The organism is Pararhizobium capsulatum DSM 1112 (assembly GCF_030814475.1).
Classification (GTDB): Bacteria; Pseudomonadota; Alphaproteobacteria; order Rhizobiales; family Rhizobiaceae; genus Pararhizobium; species Pararhizobium capsulatum.
In genome coordinates this window covers 339,813-354,598 of sequence record NZ_JAUSVF010000003.1, presented here as the reverse complement: position 1 = coordinate 354,598, position 14,786 = coordinate 339,813, and the positions used below count along the sequence as shown (strand labels likewise).

Annotated in this window: 13 protein-coding genes; 9 read left to right on the top strand and 4 right to left on the bottom strand. The window is 57.4% G+C overall.

Annotation, left to right across the window (positions count from 1 at the left end):
• Nucleotides 1–3: 3 nt before the first annotated feature.
• A complete protein-coding gene (locus QO002_RS26870; RefSeq protein WP_307236272.1) occupies nucleotides 4–372 on the bottom strand; it encodes a c-type cytochrome in 369 nt (122 codons plus the stop codon).
• Nucleotides 373–1,023: 651 nt separating this feature from the next.
• The gene (locus QO002_RS26865; RefSeq protein WP_307236270.1) at nucleotides 1,024–1,323 is read right to left on the bottom strand and encodes a hypothetical protein; all 300 of its coding nucleotides are present in this window, start codon (nucleotides 1,321–1,323) and stop codon (nucleotides 1,024–1,026) included.
• Nucleotides 1,324–1,787: 464 nt separating this feature from the next.
• On the opposite strand from QO002_RS26865, the gene QO002_RS26860 reads away from it, so the two are divergent.
• The 5 genes from QO002_RS26860 to gfa all read left to right on the top strand — a co-directional run bounded on the left by QO002_RS26860 (nucleotide 1,788) and on the right by gfa (nucleotide 7,123).
• Complete coding sequence (locus QO002_RS26860) at nucleotides 1,788–3,692, top strand: methanol/ethanol family PQQ-dependent dehydrogenase (protein WP_370878603.1); 1,905 nt, start codon at nucleotides 1,788–1,790, stop codon at nucleotides 3,690–3,692.
• A gap of 172 nt (nucleotides 3,693–3,864) precedes the next feature.
• Nucleotides 3,865–4,386 (top strand): c-type cytochrome, methanol metabolism-related, encoded by a 522-nt coding sequence (locus QO002_RS26855; protein ID WP_307235731.1) that lies wholly within the window; start codon nucleotides 3,865–3,867, stop codon nucleotides 4,384–4,386.
• Nucleotide 4,387: 1 nt separating this feature from the next.
• Nucleotides 4,388–5,263, top strand: a complete 876-nt coding sequence (locus QO002_RS26850) for a substrate-binding domain-containing protein (RefSeq protein ID WP_307235729.1) — start codon at nucleotides 4,388–4,390, stop codon at nucleotides 5,261–5,263.
• Nucleotides 5,264–5,328: 65 nt separating this feature from the next.
• Nucleotides 5,329–6,456 (top strand): S-(hydroxymethyl)glutathione dehydrogenase/class III alcohol dehydrogenase, encoded by a 1,128-nt coding sequence (locus QO002_RS26845; RefSeq protein WP_307235727.1) that lies wholly within the window; start codon nucleotides 5,329–5,331, stop codon nucleotides 6,454–6,456.
• A gap of 91 nt (nucleotides 6,457–6,547) precedes the next feature.
• Complete coding sequence (gene gfa / locus QO002_RS26840; protein ID WP_307235725.1) at nucleotides 6,548–7,123, top strand: S-(hydroxymethyl)glutathione synthase; 576 nt, start codon at nucleotides 6,548–6,550, stop codon at nucleotides 7,121–7,123.
• A 385-nt stretch (nucleotides 7,124–7,508) separates the two neighbouring features.
• On the opposite strand, the gene QO002_RS26835 is transcribed toward gfa, so the two are convergent.
• Nucleotides 7,509–8,606: an NAD-dependent epimerase/dehydratase family protein gene (locus QO002_RS26835; RefSeq protein WP_307235723.1), complete on the bottom strand. Its 1,098-nt coding sequence runs from the start codon at nucleotides 8,604–8,606 to the stop codon at nucleotides 7,509–7,511.
• A 9-nt stretch (nucleotides 8,607–8,615) separates the two neighbouring features.
• Entirely contained in the window at nucleotides 8,616–9,989 is a 1,374-nt protein-coding gene (locus QO002_RS26830) for an aminotransferase-like domain-containing protein (RefSeq protein WP_307235721.1), read from the bottom strand.
• Between the two features lie 151 nt (nucleotides 9,990–10,140).
• On the opposite strand from QO002_RS26830, the gene QO002_RS26825 reads away from it, so the two are divergent.
• The 4 genes from QO002_RS26825 to QO002_RS26810 all read left to right on the top strand — a co-directional run bounded on the left by QO002_RS26825 (nucleotide 10,141) and on the right by QO002_RS26810 (nucleotide 14,780).
• On the top strand, nucleotides 10,141–11,637 hold the full coding sequence (locus QO002_RS26825) for an ABC transporter substrate-binding protein (RefSeq protein WP_307235718.1): 1,497 nt from the start codon (nucleotides 10,141–10,143) through the stop codon (nucleotides 11,635–11,637).
• A gap of 103 nt (nucleotides 11,638–11,740) precedes the next feature.
• Nucleotides 11,741–12,739, top strand: a complete 999-nt coding sequence (locus tag QO002_RS26820; RefSeq protein WP_307235716.1) for a carbohydrate ABC transporter permease — start codon at nucleotides 11,741–11,743, stop codon at nucleotides 12,737–12,739.
• On the top strand, nucleotides 12,736–13,611 hold the full coding sequence (locus QO002_RS26815) for a carbohydrate ABC transporter permease (RefSeq protein WP_307235714.1): 876 nt from the start codon (nucleotides 12,736–12,738) through the stop codon (nucleotides 13,609–13,611). The genes QO002_RS26820 and QO002_RS26815 overlap by 4 nt, the downstream gene beginning before the upstream one ends.
• Before the next feature lie 11 nt (nucleotides 13,612–13,622).
• Entirely contained in the window at nucleotides 13,623–14,780 is a 1,158-nt protein-coding gene (locus QO002_RS26810) for an ABC transporter ATP-binding protein (RefSeq protein ID WP_307235712.1), read from the top strand.
• The last annotated feature ends 6 nt before the right edge of the window (nucleotides 14,781–14,786 follow it).

Below are 14,786 nucleotides of genomic sequence, written 5' to 3'. Positions count from 1 at the left end.
GGCCTACTTTGGGAACTGCTTGAGATAGGCAATGACGTTGGCGATATCATCGTCCGTCTTCAGGCCGGCGAAGGCCATCTTCGTACCCTTGACGAACGCCTTTGGGTTGCGGAGATAGGTGTTCAGCGTCGTCTCGTCCCAGATAATTCCTGATTTTCCGGCATCGACCATGGCCGTGGAATACCGGAACCCGGCGTGGGTGCCGGCAGTCCGGCCGATCACACCCATCAGCGACGGACCGATCTTGTTCTTGTCCGCGTCCACGATGTGGCAGACCTTGCACTTGGCGAAAACCTTCTCGCCGGCGGTGGCGTCCTGCGCGAGACAGTGCCCTTTGGCCGCAAGCATCATGCCGATAGCGCCGATCCACATAGTAATTTTCATGTTGCTCCTCCTGAAATTCTTGTACTTTCCCGTGCAACCCCGAAACATCGCCCAGAAAGACGCTCCAATATACAAGTTAGGCTAGAGGCTATGCGTGTCAACAAGGTTCCTTTGACAGACTATTTCTTGGAGTAGTTGACGCATATTTCCCGCGCGCGTATCGTAGTTTCCGGTCTTCCATCGGGCGTCTTGCAAGGCCGTCGGTTTGGTAAGGATGCGGAGCATGTTGTCACCCAGATATTCCGGGCAATCGCGCGGGGAGAGGTGCTCAATTGAATTTTGTCGACCTTGTCCTGACCGTCTGCTTGCTGGCCAATCCAACGAGTTGCCGCACCGAGCATCTGTACTTCGAGAGCCGCGGCTCGCTTTTCCAATGCATGATGCTGGCCCCCACAGAGATAGCGAAGTGGTCTGAGCGGCATCCGGCGTTGAAAATAATGCGATGGAAATGCATATTCCCGGACGGGAGTCGGGAAATCTGACATTGCTGTGGATCTTCGAGAAACTGGCACTATGAACCTATCAGTGCACGTTTTTTCTGGAGGCAACTTTCCTTGCAAAGGGATGATGCGCGGACGAACGTCCATCGGGCTCCCGCGCTTCCTGTGGTCTGAAGCTCGAGTACGGCCCGATGGTCCCTCAGAAGCATCGGACTTCCGCTTCTGCCTGCGCGCGTTTCAGCTCCGAGACGGCGGATTTGGCGGGCGCGCTTTGCCGGAACAGCACGCCTCGCTCCCCTGTCTGCAGCCCGAGGCTCCTGAAAGTTTCAGCCGTTTCATACCGCTCGTAGGGAACGATCGAGGCAATGACGTCAATGGAGCAAGAACAGTTTGCGAGGGCGGCGGGCGTTTCGCCGTTTGCCTTCATGCACCCATACACGTAATCGACGATGGCAACTGTCGGGTAGCTTCCGGCGCCCTGTGCTGCGCCAACGCCCATGAGAAAGGCCGCGCTGACAAGTCCTCCCCGGCCGGCTATCGCCAATCCTGAGGTAATCTTCGATGTAAAATCCATAAGCGGACTCCATAGTCTTGATGCAGAATAACAAATATGAATTTTGAGAAAACATAAAATTCCAATAGGAAGTAATAATTGCGTATTGCGCCGCAACAATATTTTCGCAGTGCCAAAAAACAATGTCGTCATTGCCTATATTGATAAACTATAATATCTATTCATAAGTTTCCGGCTTCAAGGCTTTGCCGACGGGAGAGGCGGAGCTTCGTAGGCCAGGAGGAAGGCAGTATCGGTGCCCCCTCTGTCCAACCCTGGCTGTGACACGCTGACGGAAGCGTAATCCCTTAAAAAGCATGCGTCGCTCATGAGTTGCTTCGACCGATAACGGAGTCGTTTGCGTCATGATGACGAACCTCGGATGAACAACTGCATCGGGAGGAATTTACATGAACGTGCTCGCCAGAATAATCTATCCGTCATTGACCGCCGCCGGATTTCTGACGGCGGCATTTGCCGGCCATGTCTTAGCAAACGATGAACTGACGGCTCTTTCGGCAGACTCCAAGAATTGGGCGATGCCCACGGGCGACTATGCCAACCACCGTTATTCAAAGCTGAACCAGATCACCAAGGACAACGTCAAGGACCTCCAGGTCAAATGGACCTTCTCGACCGGCGTATTGCGCGGCCATGAAGGGGGACCTCTCGTGATTGGCGATGTCATGTATATCCACACGCCGTTCCCCAACATCGTCTATGCACTCGATCTGAAGAACGACGGCAAGATCCTCTGGAAATACGAACCACGACAGGATCCGAACGTCATCGCCATCATGTGTTGTGACACGGTCAATCGCGGCGTCGCCTATGGTGATGGCAAGATCATTCTCAACCAGGCCGACACGACTGTTGTTGCCCTCGATGCCAAGACCGGCAAAGTCGTCTGGTCGGTGAAGAATGGCGATCAGACAGATGGTGGCAAAGGCGAGTCCGGCACAGCGGCCCCGATGATCGTCAAGGACAAGGTGATTATCGGCGTGTCAGGCGCCGAATTCGGTGTGCGCGGCTGGACGGCCGCCTACAATCTGAAGGACGGCTCGCTCGCCTGGAAGGCCTATTCCACTGGCCCGGACGCCGAGACCCTCATCGATCCGGAAAAGACAACTCACCTTGGCAAACCGGTCGGCCCCGACTCCGGTATCAACACCTGGGAAGGCGAGCAGTGGAAGACCGGCGGCGGTACGACGTGGGGTTGGTTCTCCTATGATCCCAAAACCAACCTGGTCTTCTATGGTACGGGCAATCCTTCGACCTGGAATCCGGTGCAACGGCCCGGCGACAACAGGTGGTCGATGACCCTGATGGCGCGTGATGCTGATACTGGTGCAGCCAAGTGGCTTTATCAGATGACCCCGCATGACGAGTGGGACTATGACGGCGTCAACGAGAGCATTCTGGTCGATGCGATGCAAATCAACGGCAAGCCCCGCGATGTGTTGGTGCATTTCGACCGCAACGGCTTCGCCTATACGCTTGATAGGGGCACAGGCGAGCTGCTGGTCGCGAAAAAATATGATCCGAAGGTCAACTGGGCCACGGAAGTTGTCATGGACCCTTCAAGCGCCCAATATGGTCGACCGCAGGTGGTAGCGCAATACTCCACCCAGCAGAACGGCGAGGACGCGAATACATCCGGCGTATGCCCGGCAGCGCTTGGCACCAAAGACCAGCAGCCGGCAGCCTATTCGCCGAAAACGGGTCTGTTCTACGTGCCCACCAACCATGTCTGCATGGATTACGAGCCCTACAAGGTCAGCTACACCGCCGGTCAGCCCTACGTCGGAGCGACGGTGTCGATGTATCCCGCGCCGGACAGTCATGGCGGCATGGGCAACTTCATCGCATGGGACGCAGCAAAGGGTGAGATTGTCTGGTCGAAACCTGAGCAGTTCTCGGTCTGGTCAGGCGCTCTGGCAACTGAGGGTGACGTGGTCTTCTACGGGACCCTCGAAGGCTACATCAAGGCGGTGGATCTCAACGGCAAGGAACTCTACAAGTTCAAGACGCCGTCTGGCATTATCGGCAATATCAACACGTTCGAGCATGGCGGCAAGCAGTATATCGCCGTCCTGTCGGGTGTCGGCGGATGGGCCGGCATTGGCCTCGCCGGCGGGTTGCTTTCACCCGATAATGCGGCCGCATGGCATGGTGCCGTCGATCAGGGGCGCGCGCAAGGCGACACGGCCGCGGTCGTTGGGACCGCGGGTCTAGGTGCAGTCGGCGGCTATGCCGCGCTGGCTGACTATACGACGCTTGGCGGGCAACTGACCGTCTTCGGTCTTCCCGACTGATAGCATTTACGACAGGGCGGCTTTTTGCACGCCCTGTCGGTTTCGTCACGATGAACGAGGAAGCCTGCTGCGAGGCTGGGCGTTGTGTCTTGGCCATTTTTAGACAGGGCAGCACACCAATGCCTCACCCAGATTTTCGAAGATGCAAGCTTATTTCCGATGAGGTTTTTTTATGGCTTTTCGCATAACACGACTTGCGCTCAGCGCTTTCTTCGCGATCTCAATACATGGAATTGCCACAGCCGCGGATGACGAGAAAAAAGCGGCGGTGGCGTCGGAAGAAGACGGAAAGTATTTCGACGCGGATGGAAATCCGACGTTCAAGATCGAAAACGGCACCGTCGATTGGTACACGTTCAGCGGCTACCGCCGTTACCATTCGGACTGTCACGTCTGTCACGGGCCGGACGGCATGGGTTCGAGTTATGCGCCCCGTCTGGTCGAAAGCATGAAGAACCTGGACTATCCGACTTTCATCTCGATCGTCGCCGAAGGCCGAAAGAACGTGGGCGGCGGCAAAGAAAACGTCATGCCGGCATTCGGCGACAACAAGAATGTCTACTGCTACCTGGACGACATCTATGTCTATCTGCGGGCTCGTGCCGTTGGTGCCGCTCCCCGGGGACGTCCGCCAAAGAAGGCCGACAAGCCCGAAGCGGCAAAGGTCCACGAAGCCTCCTGCATGGGGGGATGACATGCTGCGTCGTATGCATGGAATGAAGAGAAGCGGCCTGGTCGTCCTGGCCATAGTCACCGCTTTGTCTTCACCTGTCTGCGCCCAGAGCACCGCCCCCAATGCCGGTCTTGGTGCGGCTGGAGAACTGGTGGACCCCACCACGTTGCGGGTCTGCGCCGACCCATCCAACTTACCTTTCTCCGACCAGGGCGGCGAGGGCTTCGAGGACAAGCTTGCCAAGATGGTCGCAACCGAGACCGGACGAAGCGCCGTTGCCTATACCTGGTTTCCGTCAGTCACGGGCTTCGTGCGCAATACGCTCGGGGCCAACCGCTGTGACATTATCATGGGATACGCTCAGGGCGACGAACTCGTGCAGAATACAAATGCTTATTACAGATCCTCTTATGTCCTGCTCTACAAAAAGAACAGTGATCTAACGGGGGTAGAAACGCTGGTCGATCCCAGGCTAGCTGGCAAGAAGATTGGGGTCGTGGAGGGAACGCCTCCGAGCGCGAACATGGCAGCGGCAAAGCTCATGCGAAACGCCAAGGTCTATCCCCTAATGGTCGATACGCGGGTGATGCCATCAATGGCGGAGCTCATGATCAAGGACATGCAGGCGGGCGTGATCGATGCGGCCGTGGCATGGGGACCAATGGCGGGCTACTACGCGAGAAAATCCGGTTTGGATCTGGCAGTCGTTCCCCTGACCAAGGAAAAGGGCGGCCAGCGCATGATCTATCGGATCACCATGGGCGTCAGGCCGTCTGACCAGCATTGGAAACGCACGCTCAATGCATTCATCAGAGACAATCAGCCGGAAATCAACAAGCTGCTGCTCGACTATGGCGTGCCGCTGCTGGATGAACACGATGCCAGCATTACCCAATGAGCGGATATACGTGACGTTTCATCACCGGCATGAGGGAAACGATGTCGAAGAAGGGGGAGTGACCCATGGACGTACGCGCAGCCGTCGCCGTTCAGGCAGGAAAGCCGCTGGAAATCATGACCGTTCAGCTCGAAGGCCCGCGCGCCGGAGAAGTGCTGATCGAGGTCAAGGCAACCGGTATCTGCCACACGGACGAATTCACGCTTTCCGGCGCCGATCCGGAAGGCCTGTTTCCGGCCATTCTCGGTCATGAAGGCGCCGGCATCGTCGTCGATGTCGGACCGGGCGTCACCTCGCTCAAGAAGGGTGACCATGTCATTCCGCTCTACACGCCGGAATGCCGCGAGTGCTATTCCTGCCTGTCGCGCAAGACGAACCTGTGCACCTCGATCCGCGCCACGCAAGGGCAAGGCCTGATGCCGGACGGCACCTCGCGCTTCTCGATCGGCAAGGACAAGATCTTCCATTACATGGGCTGCTCGACCTTCGCGAACTTCACCGTCCTGCCCGAGATCGCGCTTGCCAACGTCAACCCCGACGCCCCCTTCGACAAGATCTGCTATATCGGCTGCGGCGTGACCACCGGCATCGGCGCAGTCATCAACACGGCCAAGGTCGAGATCGGTTCGACAGCCATCGTCTTCGGTCTCGGCGGCATCGGCCTCAACGTCATCCAGGGCCTTCGCCTTGCCGGCGCCGACATGATCATCGGCGTCGACATCAACAATGACCGCAAGGCATGGGGCGAAAAGTTCGGCATGACGCATTTCGTCAATCCGAAGGAAGTGGGCGACGATATCGTGCCCTACCTCGTCAACATAACCAAGCGCAACGGCGATACGATCGGCGGTGCTGACTACACCTTCGACTGCACCGGCAACACCAAGGTCATGCGCCAGGCGCTCGAATCATCGCACCGCGGCTGGGGCAAGTCGGTCATCATCGGCGTCGCCGGCGCCGGCCAGGAGATTTCCACCCGTCCGTTCCAGCTGGTCACCGGCCGCAACTGGATGGGCACCGCCTTTGGCGGCGCGCGCGGCCGCACAGACGTGCCGAAGATCGTCGAGTGGTACATGGAGGGAAAGATCCAGATCGATCCGATGATCACCCACACTATGCCGCTCGAAGACATCAACAACGGCTTCGACCTCATGCATGCCGGCGAAAGCATTCGTTCGGTCGTGATTTACTGAGGGAGGAAGGACAGTCGTTTGCGTGACGGCGCTCCCAAACTATCTGGCGCGCCAAGGTTTTCAGATGAGATCGACAGGGAGGAGTAATGCAATGGCAAATACAGCTCATATTCATCCGGCGGTGGACGCAGGTCTGAAATCGGCCGATCCGAACTTCGGCGGTGGAACGCTGGTCTGTGCCTGTGCCGACAAACCGGTGAAGGTGCGGATCGAAGGACAGGTTGCCCACAACCACGCATGCGGTTGCACCAAATGCTGGAAGCCGGCGGGGACCCATTTTTCCATCGTCGCCGTCGTCCCGCATGACAAGGTGACGGTGCTCGAGAACGGCGACAAGCTGCAGGTGGTGGATCCGTCCGCGCTGATCCAGCGCCATGCCTGCAAGGAGTGCGGCGTTCACATGTATGGACCGGTCGAACGCGAACATGCCTTCCAGGGACTGGATTTCATCCATCCCGAGCGTTTCCAGGAGGGGGGCTGGGCGCCTCCGGGTTTCGCGGCCTTCGTGTCCTCGATTATCGAATCCGGCGTCGATCCGGGCCAGATGGATGGCATACGGTCGCGGCTGCGGGAGGTTGGTCTCGAGCCCTATGATTGCCTGTCGCCGGGACTGATGGACTACGTTGCAACCTGGGTTGCAAAGAAATCCGGCGCCCTTCCAAGCTGACAACGCCGGGCGGTGTGTCCTAACAAAGCACACCGTCCATCACAGACAAATTGTGTGCCAGTAGATGCCGGGCGATGCCCTTGTCAGACTTTCGTCCACGTATCCGCGTGGTTGCAGTTGGGTTTGTTTGACCAGATGGTCGGCGGGTGGGTTCGCTCGGTCTACGCATATTCGGGGTCGGAACAAGAACTGCTCGAAATCATACGGTAGACATGAACGAATGATGAATCTCAGGCGACTTGGCCAACGCTTCCCCTTCTGACAGCGCGCCTTCAGTCGTACGCGTCAGTGCGGGTGAGGGGCCGACGCGCTGAGCTTCGCTGCTCCGTTCAACCGGCAAATCTACCCGCCCTGATCGCCCCTACTGAGCAATCCTCGGAACATCTTATCGTGCCGGCAATATTTTTGATGACTGAAGCTCTGCGAACAGGGTTCGAAACATCTCCTCCGTGTCGACACAATCGTGAAAGCCATGCTTGCGGGCCTTAATCGTGGAGACGATGGAGTGATGTGGATATGCTTTGCCGTGGCGGAGCAGGTAATCCATGAACTGCCATGAAGAAACGATTTCGTCATATGTGTGCGGAACGAGCGCATGTTTTCGTACAATCTTGTCCCAGACAGGCTGCTTGTCACTCATGACTTCCGCCAGGGAAAACGAATGCGCTATACCCGCCTCGACGCCCAATTGCCGGGCAAACTCCGGCCAAAGGGTCGGCCAGGAAAAGCAGTCTCCATTCGCGATGTTATAAGTTTCTCCGCGACAGAGCGTTTCACTGCCCGCCCATTTTATCGCTCGACCAAGCAGGCGCGCATCGACGGCTTCCTGTAAGCAAGTATGGCCGCCTGGAAAACGGAAAGGTTGATCAAGCTCTCTGCAGATCGCCCCGTAAACCCCGATGGCGGTCACCGCATTCATCGGATTGCCCAGCGCAAAACCGCAAACAATCTGCGGGCGCAGGATCGTGATGTGAAACCCATGCTCCTTTGCCTTAGCGAGAGCGATGTCCTCCTGATCATAGTAGAAGTTCGACGCGATGAAGCGGGGATCACTTTCCTTCGCCGGCATCTTATAGGGACCATGGTGAACGCCGTAGGCCTTCGTGCCTTGCAACAAGGTCAGATGCGAGAAACGCAAACCGCACACAGACAACGCCTCGAGGAGATTCTGTAGCATACCGGCGTTGCGGCTGATCTGGGAAACGGAAGTCCAGCCATCGACCAGTGCTGCTTCTTCCTGCAGCGCTGCATAGACGATATGCGTGAACGGACCGGCGCCTATGAGGGCATGCGTCAGCGCATCCATATCTTCAAGATCGGCTCCAAGCCACTTGGCGGCTGTTGCAGAGCTCGGCTTCTTGCGCGAAAGAACGCTGACATCCCAGCTGTCGTCGGACTCGTAGATTTCCAACGCAGCGCGGCCCACCACACCCGTTGCGCCGACGATGAGGACGGATCCTCCGCCATCCTGATACAATGCCATCTCTCCCAGTTAGGTCTCGAAACTACTCTTCGGTTGCGAATTCAGCAGACGTTCAAGTCGTTCGCAGGCAATCTGGAGGGCTTCGACAGACGACGGCGAGCCGATGCACAGGCGCACTGCGTGCGGCATCGAGCGACGCCCGACCACAAAACTGTGGGTTGGCGCGATCGTGATGTGCTGTGCGGCTGCCGCATCGACGAAATCCTCGGCGCGCCATTGCTCGGGCAGAGGAAGCCAGACGTGGGGACTGGTTACATCGGTTCGGGCAGTCCCAAGCAGAGGATATGTGGTCAACAGGGAAAGCCGTCGAATATTCTCTGCCTGTTGCCAGCGGATCATGCCTTCAAGTTGGTTGCCGGTGATCCAGCGCGCTACGATTTCAGCAGCGATCAATGTCGCGGACCCCGTAGACATGCCCACGCCGGCTTGCGTCGTTGGGACGTCGGCAGGAGGTGAAACCAGGCACCCGACCTTGATGCCAGGTCCGATGATCCGTCCGAAGCTGGTTAGGAAATGTGTTCTCTCAGGAGCGATAGAGAAAATTGGTGGCTGTGGATCAGCCATGGTCGTGCCGTAGATATCACTTTCGATGATCGGTAGGTCGTGACGCCGCGCAATTTCGGCAATCTCCTTCCTGCGGAGCAACGGCAGTGTTGCATTGGTCGGATTTTGTCCTCGGGTCGTGACATAGATGGCGCCAATCGATTGTCTTTGGCAGAGCACTTCGAGCGACGACGGGATCATGCCGTCCTCGTCCATCTCGACGCCGACGAGCTTTCTGTCGAGATAGCTTGCGACGGATTTCATCTTCGGATCTGTGAATTCTTCCGTTGCGATCGTCTCGCCAGCATGTGTCAATGTCGAGATTGCCGCCATGGCGGCATGCTGCCCGCCATTGGTGATAATGATTTGTCCTGCTGACGCGTCCACACCATAACGTTGCAACCATCCAGCTATGGCCTGCCGGTGGCTAAGTTGACCGGCAGCGGGCGAAGAACCCAGAATTTGCTGGGGATGGTGTTCGGCAATGATCGTTTTCAGCGTGTCCGACAGTTTACTGTCCAAATCCGGCACCGGGATCCGGTAGATCGAGAGATCAATGGTTTCCGTATCCGCGGGGTCGCTCAGGGTGTCGGCCCTTCCACGCCCGCCGGCAATGTACGTCCCTCGGCCGACATGGCTTTCAACAAAGCCCTGAAGCTCCAGCTGAGAGTATGCGCGCCCGACCGTTGCGATCGCCACCCCAAGCTGGTGTGCAAGCTCACGCTGTGGCGGCATTCGTTCGCCAGCGACGAGAATACGCCGGGCAATTCCATCGACGATCGTCGATACAATCGCCGCATACCCCGGTTTATCAGGAAATTGTATCACATTGTTCAGCATATCTGTATATCAATATTTCGATTGTCATATTTCAATAACATGCTTAGGTTCTTTTCGAAAGCTCAATTTGTCCACCGGAGAGAAATGGAGACTCTGGTGGAGCAAGTGACACGTTGAGCGGGAGAGCGTCATCTGGGAGGAGACAACCACAATGCATCTGTTTAACAGACGTCCGAAAGCCGTCGAGCGCGATCTCGACATTCTATCCAGCATGGATACCCACGGCCTGATATCGCGGCGTGAACTCATGCGTCGCAGCGCAATGTTTGGTGCTGCTGCCACCCTGTCAACCTTCGGAGGTGTTCTATCGGCTGCAGGTCAGGACGGCAGCGGCAAGGTCGTGGTCGGTCTCGACAGCGGGGCGTTCACACCAATCCTCAAAAACTTTGCCCCGGAGTTTAAGGCAGCTACTGGTATCGATGTCGAGTTTGCATCCTATCCGCTCGGCAATATGTACGACCAGAACCTGCTGGCCCTGCGGCAGGGCACAGCCCGCTTTGACGTCTTTGATTTCTGGCCAAATTTCGTGGGTGACTTCGGCCCGTTCCTGACGCCGCTCGAAGAGGTCGGCACGCTCGAGGAACTCAATTTCTCCGACATCGCCAAGCCGTTCCAACAATTAAACATCTATGAGAACAAAGTTGTCGGCGTCATGATTGATGGCGATATGTTCATCAATACCTACCGGACCGACCTGTTCGAAAACGAACAGGAGATGCAGACTTTCAAGACGAAATATGGGTACGATCTGGCGCCCCCCAAGGGTTACAAGGAATATCGCGATACCGCGGAATTCTTCACCCGACCCGATCAGAATCTCTACGGCCACGTCGAGGTAACAAGCTTCTTCGTCTATGCTTTCTTCATTAACCAGTTGGTCCAATTGGGTTCGGAAAAAGGCGTGCGCTACGGCGAACTTTTCGATGAACAGATGAAGCCTAAGCTTGTCAATGAAATCGGCGAGGAGGCCATCCGTCGCTACACCGAAATGTCCGCCTTCATGCCGAAGGATCTCGCCCAAGCGATGCCGTGGGATGTCGGGCGGCAGATATTTTTCGACGGTCGCGTGGCCCAGGCCAATTGGTGGACAGACATGCCGAAGGGCGCTGCCGATCCGAAGATCTCTAAGGTGGCCAATAAGATCAAGTGCGCCCGCAGTTTCGGCGACGTAACTGTCCTTCCCTACGGTCGTGCGATGGGCATTGCCGGCAACTCGGCGAACAAGGAAGGTGCGTTCAAGGTCATTGCCTGGATGCAGCAATCGGCGAATGCCAATCGATGGGTTGCCGAGACCTTCGAGCAATCGCTGATGGACCCGTGGCGCAACAGCATGTTCGACGATCCGAAGAGCACCTTCCCGCTTCAGGCGGAATCCGGTTTTGCGGACAATTTCGCAAGCGTGAGCAAGGAACTTCTGGCAGCGCCCAAGGCATATCTCGACATCTCGATCCCTGGCACCAACCGCTATCTCAGTTCAATCATGCAGCATGTTCCGCGTGCGATCACCGGCCAGGCAACGCCGAAAGAAGCATTGGAGGCGATGACGGCCGAGTTCGAGGAAACAACCGAGACGTACGGTCGTGACCGCCAAATCGCGCATTATGACGAATACCGTCAGCGGATGATCAAGCAGGGCTACTGGTCCTGATCCTCCCCGCTGTCGCCGCCGGGATTTCCGGCGGCGACAGATCGTCGGCGGAGACGCGCTCCGGCTCGATCCATCAGCTTCTACACAGAATTCGGATGTCATGATGACCACGATACCCGTTCAGGGCACAGCATTGCCACCTGCAACGAAAACCAGTGATAACAGGCGAGAGCGGCGGGCGACGCTGTTTCTCCTCGGACCGGCGCTGACTTTTCTGGCGGTTCTATCGGTCTGGCCGTTCGTCTACCTCATCTACGCGTCCTTTACGTCCTATCAGCTTGCAATTCCGATTCCGATCGAATGGGTCGGCGTCGACAATTTCACCAGGATGATGACGAATCCGCGTTTTTGGAGCAGCCTTGGCATTACCGGAATTTTTGCGCTTGTCGCTGTGCCGCTGCAGATCGTGGCCGGCCTCAGCATGGCACTTCTTTTAAACGGTGTGACCCGCGGGCGTGAATTTTATGCATCACTGTTCCTGATCCCAATGATGGTGGCGCCGATCGTTGTCGGCTTTTCATGGAATCTTTTCCTGAATCCTATCTACGGGCCGCTCAACAACCTGTTGAAAGCCATCGGTTTCGACCCGCCGGCCTGGGCGCAGTCTCCCGATTGGGCTTTGCCGACGCTGGTGGTCGTCGACACCTGGCAGTGGACGCCATTCGTGATGATCGTGCTTCTGGCCGGTCTTAACTCGATCCCGCAGCGGGTCTACGAGGCGGCCAGGGTCGACGGCTCCAATCGCTGGCAGACCTTTGTCCACATCGTGCTGCCGATGTTGTTTCCCTACATGATGGTAGCCTTCGTGCTGCGCTTCATCGACAGTTTCCGAGTGTTCGATATCATTTATATTCTGACGCGTGGCGGTCCCGGCACTGCAACCCAGAACCTCGCCTACTACACGTACGACATGGGTTTCGGGCGGTTCGAATTTTCGATCGCCGGTGCACTCAGCATCATCCAGCTGGTGCTTCTGACCGGCGGCACGATGGCGATCCTGAGCTTTGCGAAAAGCCGCGAAAAGGGGCCGGTTTCCGATTCCCCGCTGCCGCCTACGGTGTTCAACGCCTCTGCGCATACATTTCAGGGAGAAAACCCATGACCATGTCGGTTTCAACACCCTACGCCGACGTCTCCGCGGCTGAAAATGTGACGTTGGCGGTGCGTCTGTCCGTCGTGGTCAAGCATGTGGTACTGATCATGGTACTCGTACTTTTCCTGCTACCGCTCGCCTGGCTGCTTCTCACGGCATTCAAGCCCTATGCGGAGCTGTTCACCAGCCCGCCGTCGGTGCTGCCGATCAACGGCACGTTGGTCAATTTCACCGAAGGCTGGGCAATCGGTGGTGGCAAGGGGATCGGTGACAGCTTGTTCGTAGCCTCGATCTCAACGGTGCTTTGCCTTATCCTTGGCTATCCCGCTGCCTACGCGCTAGCGCGGTGGTTCTCGGCACACGGTCAGCTCAGTTTCACCATCCTCTCCCTTCGGATGATGCCCCCCATCGTCCCTGTCATCGGTTTCTACCTCCTGTTCCAGGAATTGTCGCTGTTCGATACCTATACGGGACTGATCGTGGTCTACACGTTCATGAACCTGCCGTTGGTCATCTGGCTTCTGGCAGAGTTCATCCGCCAGATTCCAAAGACCTACGAGGAAGCTGCTCGCATCGACGGAGCGCCCTGGTATCGCCTATTCTGGGATGTCCTGCTTCCGCTCTCGGCGCCGGGCATCCTCACGGCCGGTATTCTGGCCATGATCTTTGCCTGGAACGAGTTCCTATTCGCGCTCGTCCTTACCGGGGAAAAGGTTATTACCCTGCCGAAGGCACTGGCCAGCTTCTTCCTGTTCCAGCAACCGAACTGGGGCCAGCTCGGCGCCATCGGCATTGTCGCAATCGCACCGCTGCTCGTCCTTTCATACTACATGCAGCGCTTCCTCATTCGCAGTTTTTCCGTCGGCAGCGGCGGACGGTAAGGAGATCAGTCATGGCATCAGTCACCCTCTCCGGGATCAACAAATGGTATGGCGGCGCGGTTCATGCAGTTCGCGATATCTCGTTCAAGATAGAGGACGGCGAGTTTTTTGGCCTGCTCGGTCCCTCAGGTTCCGGCAAGACGTCCGTGCTGCGAATGCTTGCGGGACTGGAGCGTCCAACCTCCGGAACGATCTCTTTCGACGGCACCTCCGTCGAGGCGAAAACACCGCAGGACCGCAATGTCGCGATGGTATTCGAGCAGAATGCGCTTTATCCGCATATGAGCGCGCGTCAGAACATCAGCTATCCCCTCAAAATCCGCGGTCTTTCCAAGTCCGAGATCGAGACGAAGGTGGCAGAAGTCGCTGCGCTTCTTAATATCGGTCATTTGATCGACCGCCGCGCCTCGCAGATGTCCGGAGGTCAGCAGCAGCGGGTCGCCATCGCCCGCGCCCTGGTCCGTCGTCCCAATCTACTTTGCCTCGACGAGCCGATCGCCCATCTCGATACGCTATTGCGCGCCCGCCTGCGCGGCGAGTTGAAGCGATTGCAGCGGGCGCTCGGCACCACTTCGGTGATCGTAACCCATGACCCGATCGAGGCCATGACCATGACCGATCGCATCGCTGTGATGCGGGACGGCCTGATGCAGCAGATCGGCACTGCCGACGAGATTTACATGCGCCCCGTAAACGCGTTCGTGGCACAGTTTTTCGGTCTGCATTCGATGAACGTCTTCACTATCTGCGACGTGCACGAAACGCCGGAGCTTGTCGGCCAATGTGGACAGCAGAAAGTCATTTTGCCCGATTGCGTCAAGCCGCATGTGAGTGCGCAAGGTCGAAAAGTTCAGGTCGGCAGCCGGCCGGGAGGCGTCTCGGTCTACAAACAAGGAGAAGCACCGCGTGATGGCGCTGCATTGAGGCTGTCGGGCCGCGTCTATGTCGCCGAGCAACTTGGCGATGCGATCCTTGTCACGGTTCAGGCCGGTGATACGACTATCCAGGCGATGACATCACCGCAGTATCGCTTTGGGATAGACGAGCCGGTAGATGTCGTGATCCGCGAGGACGCGCTCTATGTGTTCGATGGCGACGATCAGCGCACGCTGCGATTTGCATCCGGTCAGTCTGCGCCGCAGGTCGACCGCATGGCCTCGTACGGCTGAGGCAGG

Bases quoted from the DNA above. Each gene is read 5' to 3' on its own strand.
- QO002_RS26835 (WP_307235723.1), bottom strand. From the start codon at position 8,606: ATGGCATTGTATCAGGATGGCGGAGGATCCGTCCTCATCGTCGGCGCA.
- QO002_RS26830 (WP_307235721.1), bottom strand. From the start codon at position 9,989: ATGCTGAACAATGTGATACAATTTCCTGATAAACCGGGGTATGCGGCG.
- QO002_RS26815 (WP_307235714.1), top strand. From the start codon at position 12,736: ATGACCATGTCGGTTTCAACACCCTACGCCGACGTCTCCGCGGCTGAA.
- QO002_RS26825 (WP_307235718.1), top strand. From the start codon at position 10,141: ATGCATCTGTTTAACAGACGTCCGAAAGCCGTCGAGCGCGATCTCGAC.
- QO002_RS26865 (WP_307236270.1), bottom strand. From the start codon at position 1,323: ATGGGCGTTGGCGCAGCACAGGGCGCCGGAAGCTACCCGACAGTTGCC.
- QO002_RS26845 (WP_307235727.1), top strand. From the start codon at position 5,329: ATGGACGTACGCGCAGCCGTCGCCGTTCAGGCAGGAAAGCCGCTGGAA.
- gfa (WP_307235725.1), top strand. From the start codon at position 6,548: ATGGCAAATACAGCTCATATTCATCCGGCGGTGGACGCAGGTCTGAAA.
- QO002_RS26820 (WP_307235716.1), top strand. From the start codon at position 11,741: ATGACCACGATACCCGTTCAGGGCACAGCATTGCCACCTGCAACGAAA.
- QO002_RS26860 (WP_370878603.1), top strand. From the start codon at position 1,788: ATGAACGTGCTCGCCAGAATAATCTATCCGTCATTGACCGCCGCCGGA.
- QO002_RS26850 (WP_307235729.1), top strand. From the start codon at position 4,388: ATGCTGCGTCGTATGCATGGAATGAAGAGAAGCGGCCTGGTCGTCCTG.
- QO002_RS26810 (WP_307235712.1), top strand. From the start codon at position 13,623: ATGGCATCAGTCACCCTCTCCGGGATCAACAAATGGTATGGCGGCGCG.
- QO002_RS26870 (WP_307236272.1), bottom strand. From the start codon at position 372: ATGTGGATCGGCGCTATCGGCATGATGCTTGCGGCCAAAGGGCACTGT.
- QO002_RS26855 (WP_307235731.1), top strand. From the start codon at position 3,865: ATGGCTTTTCGCATAACACGACTTGCGCTCAGCGCTTTCTTCGCGATC.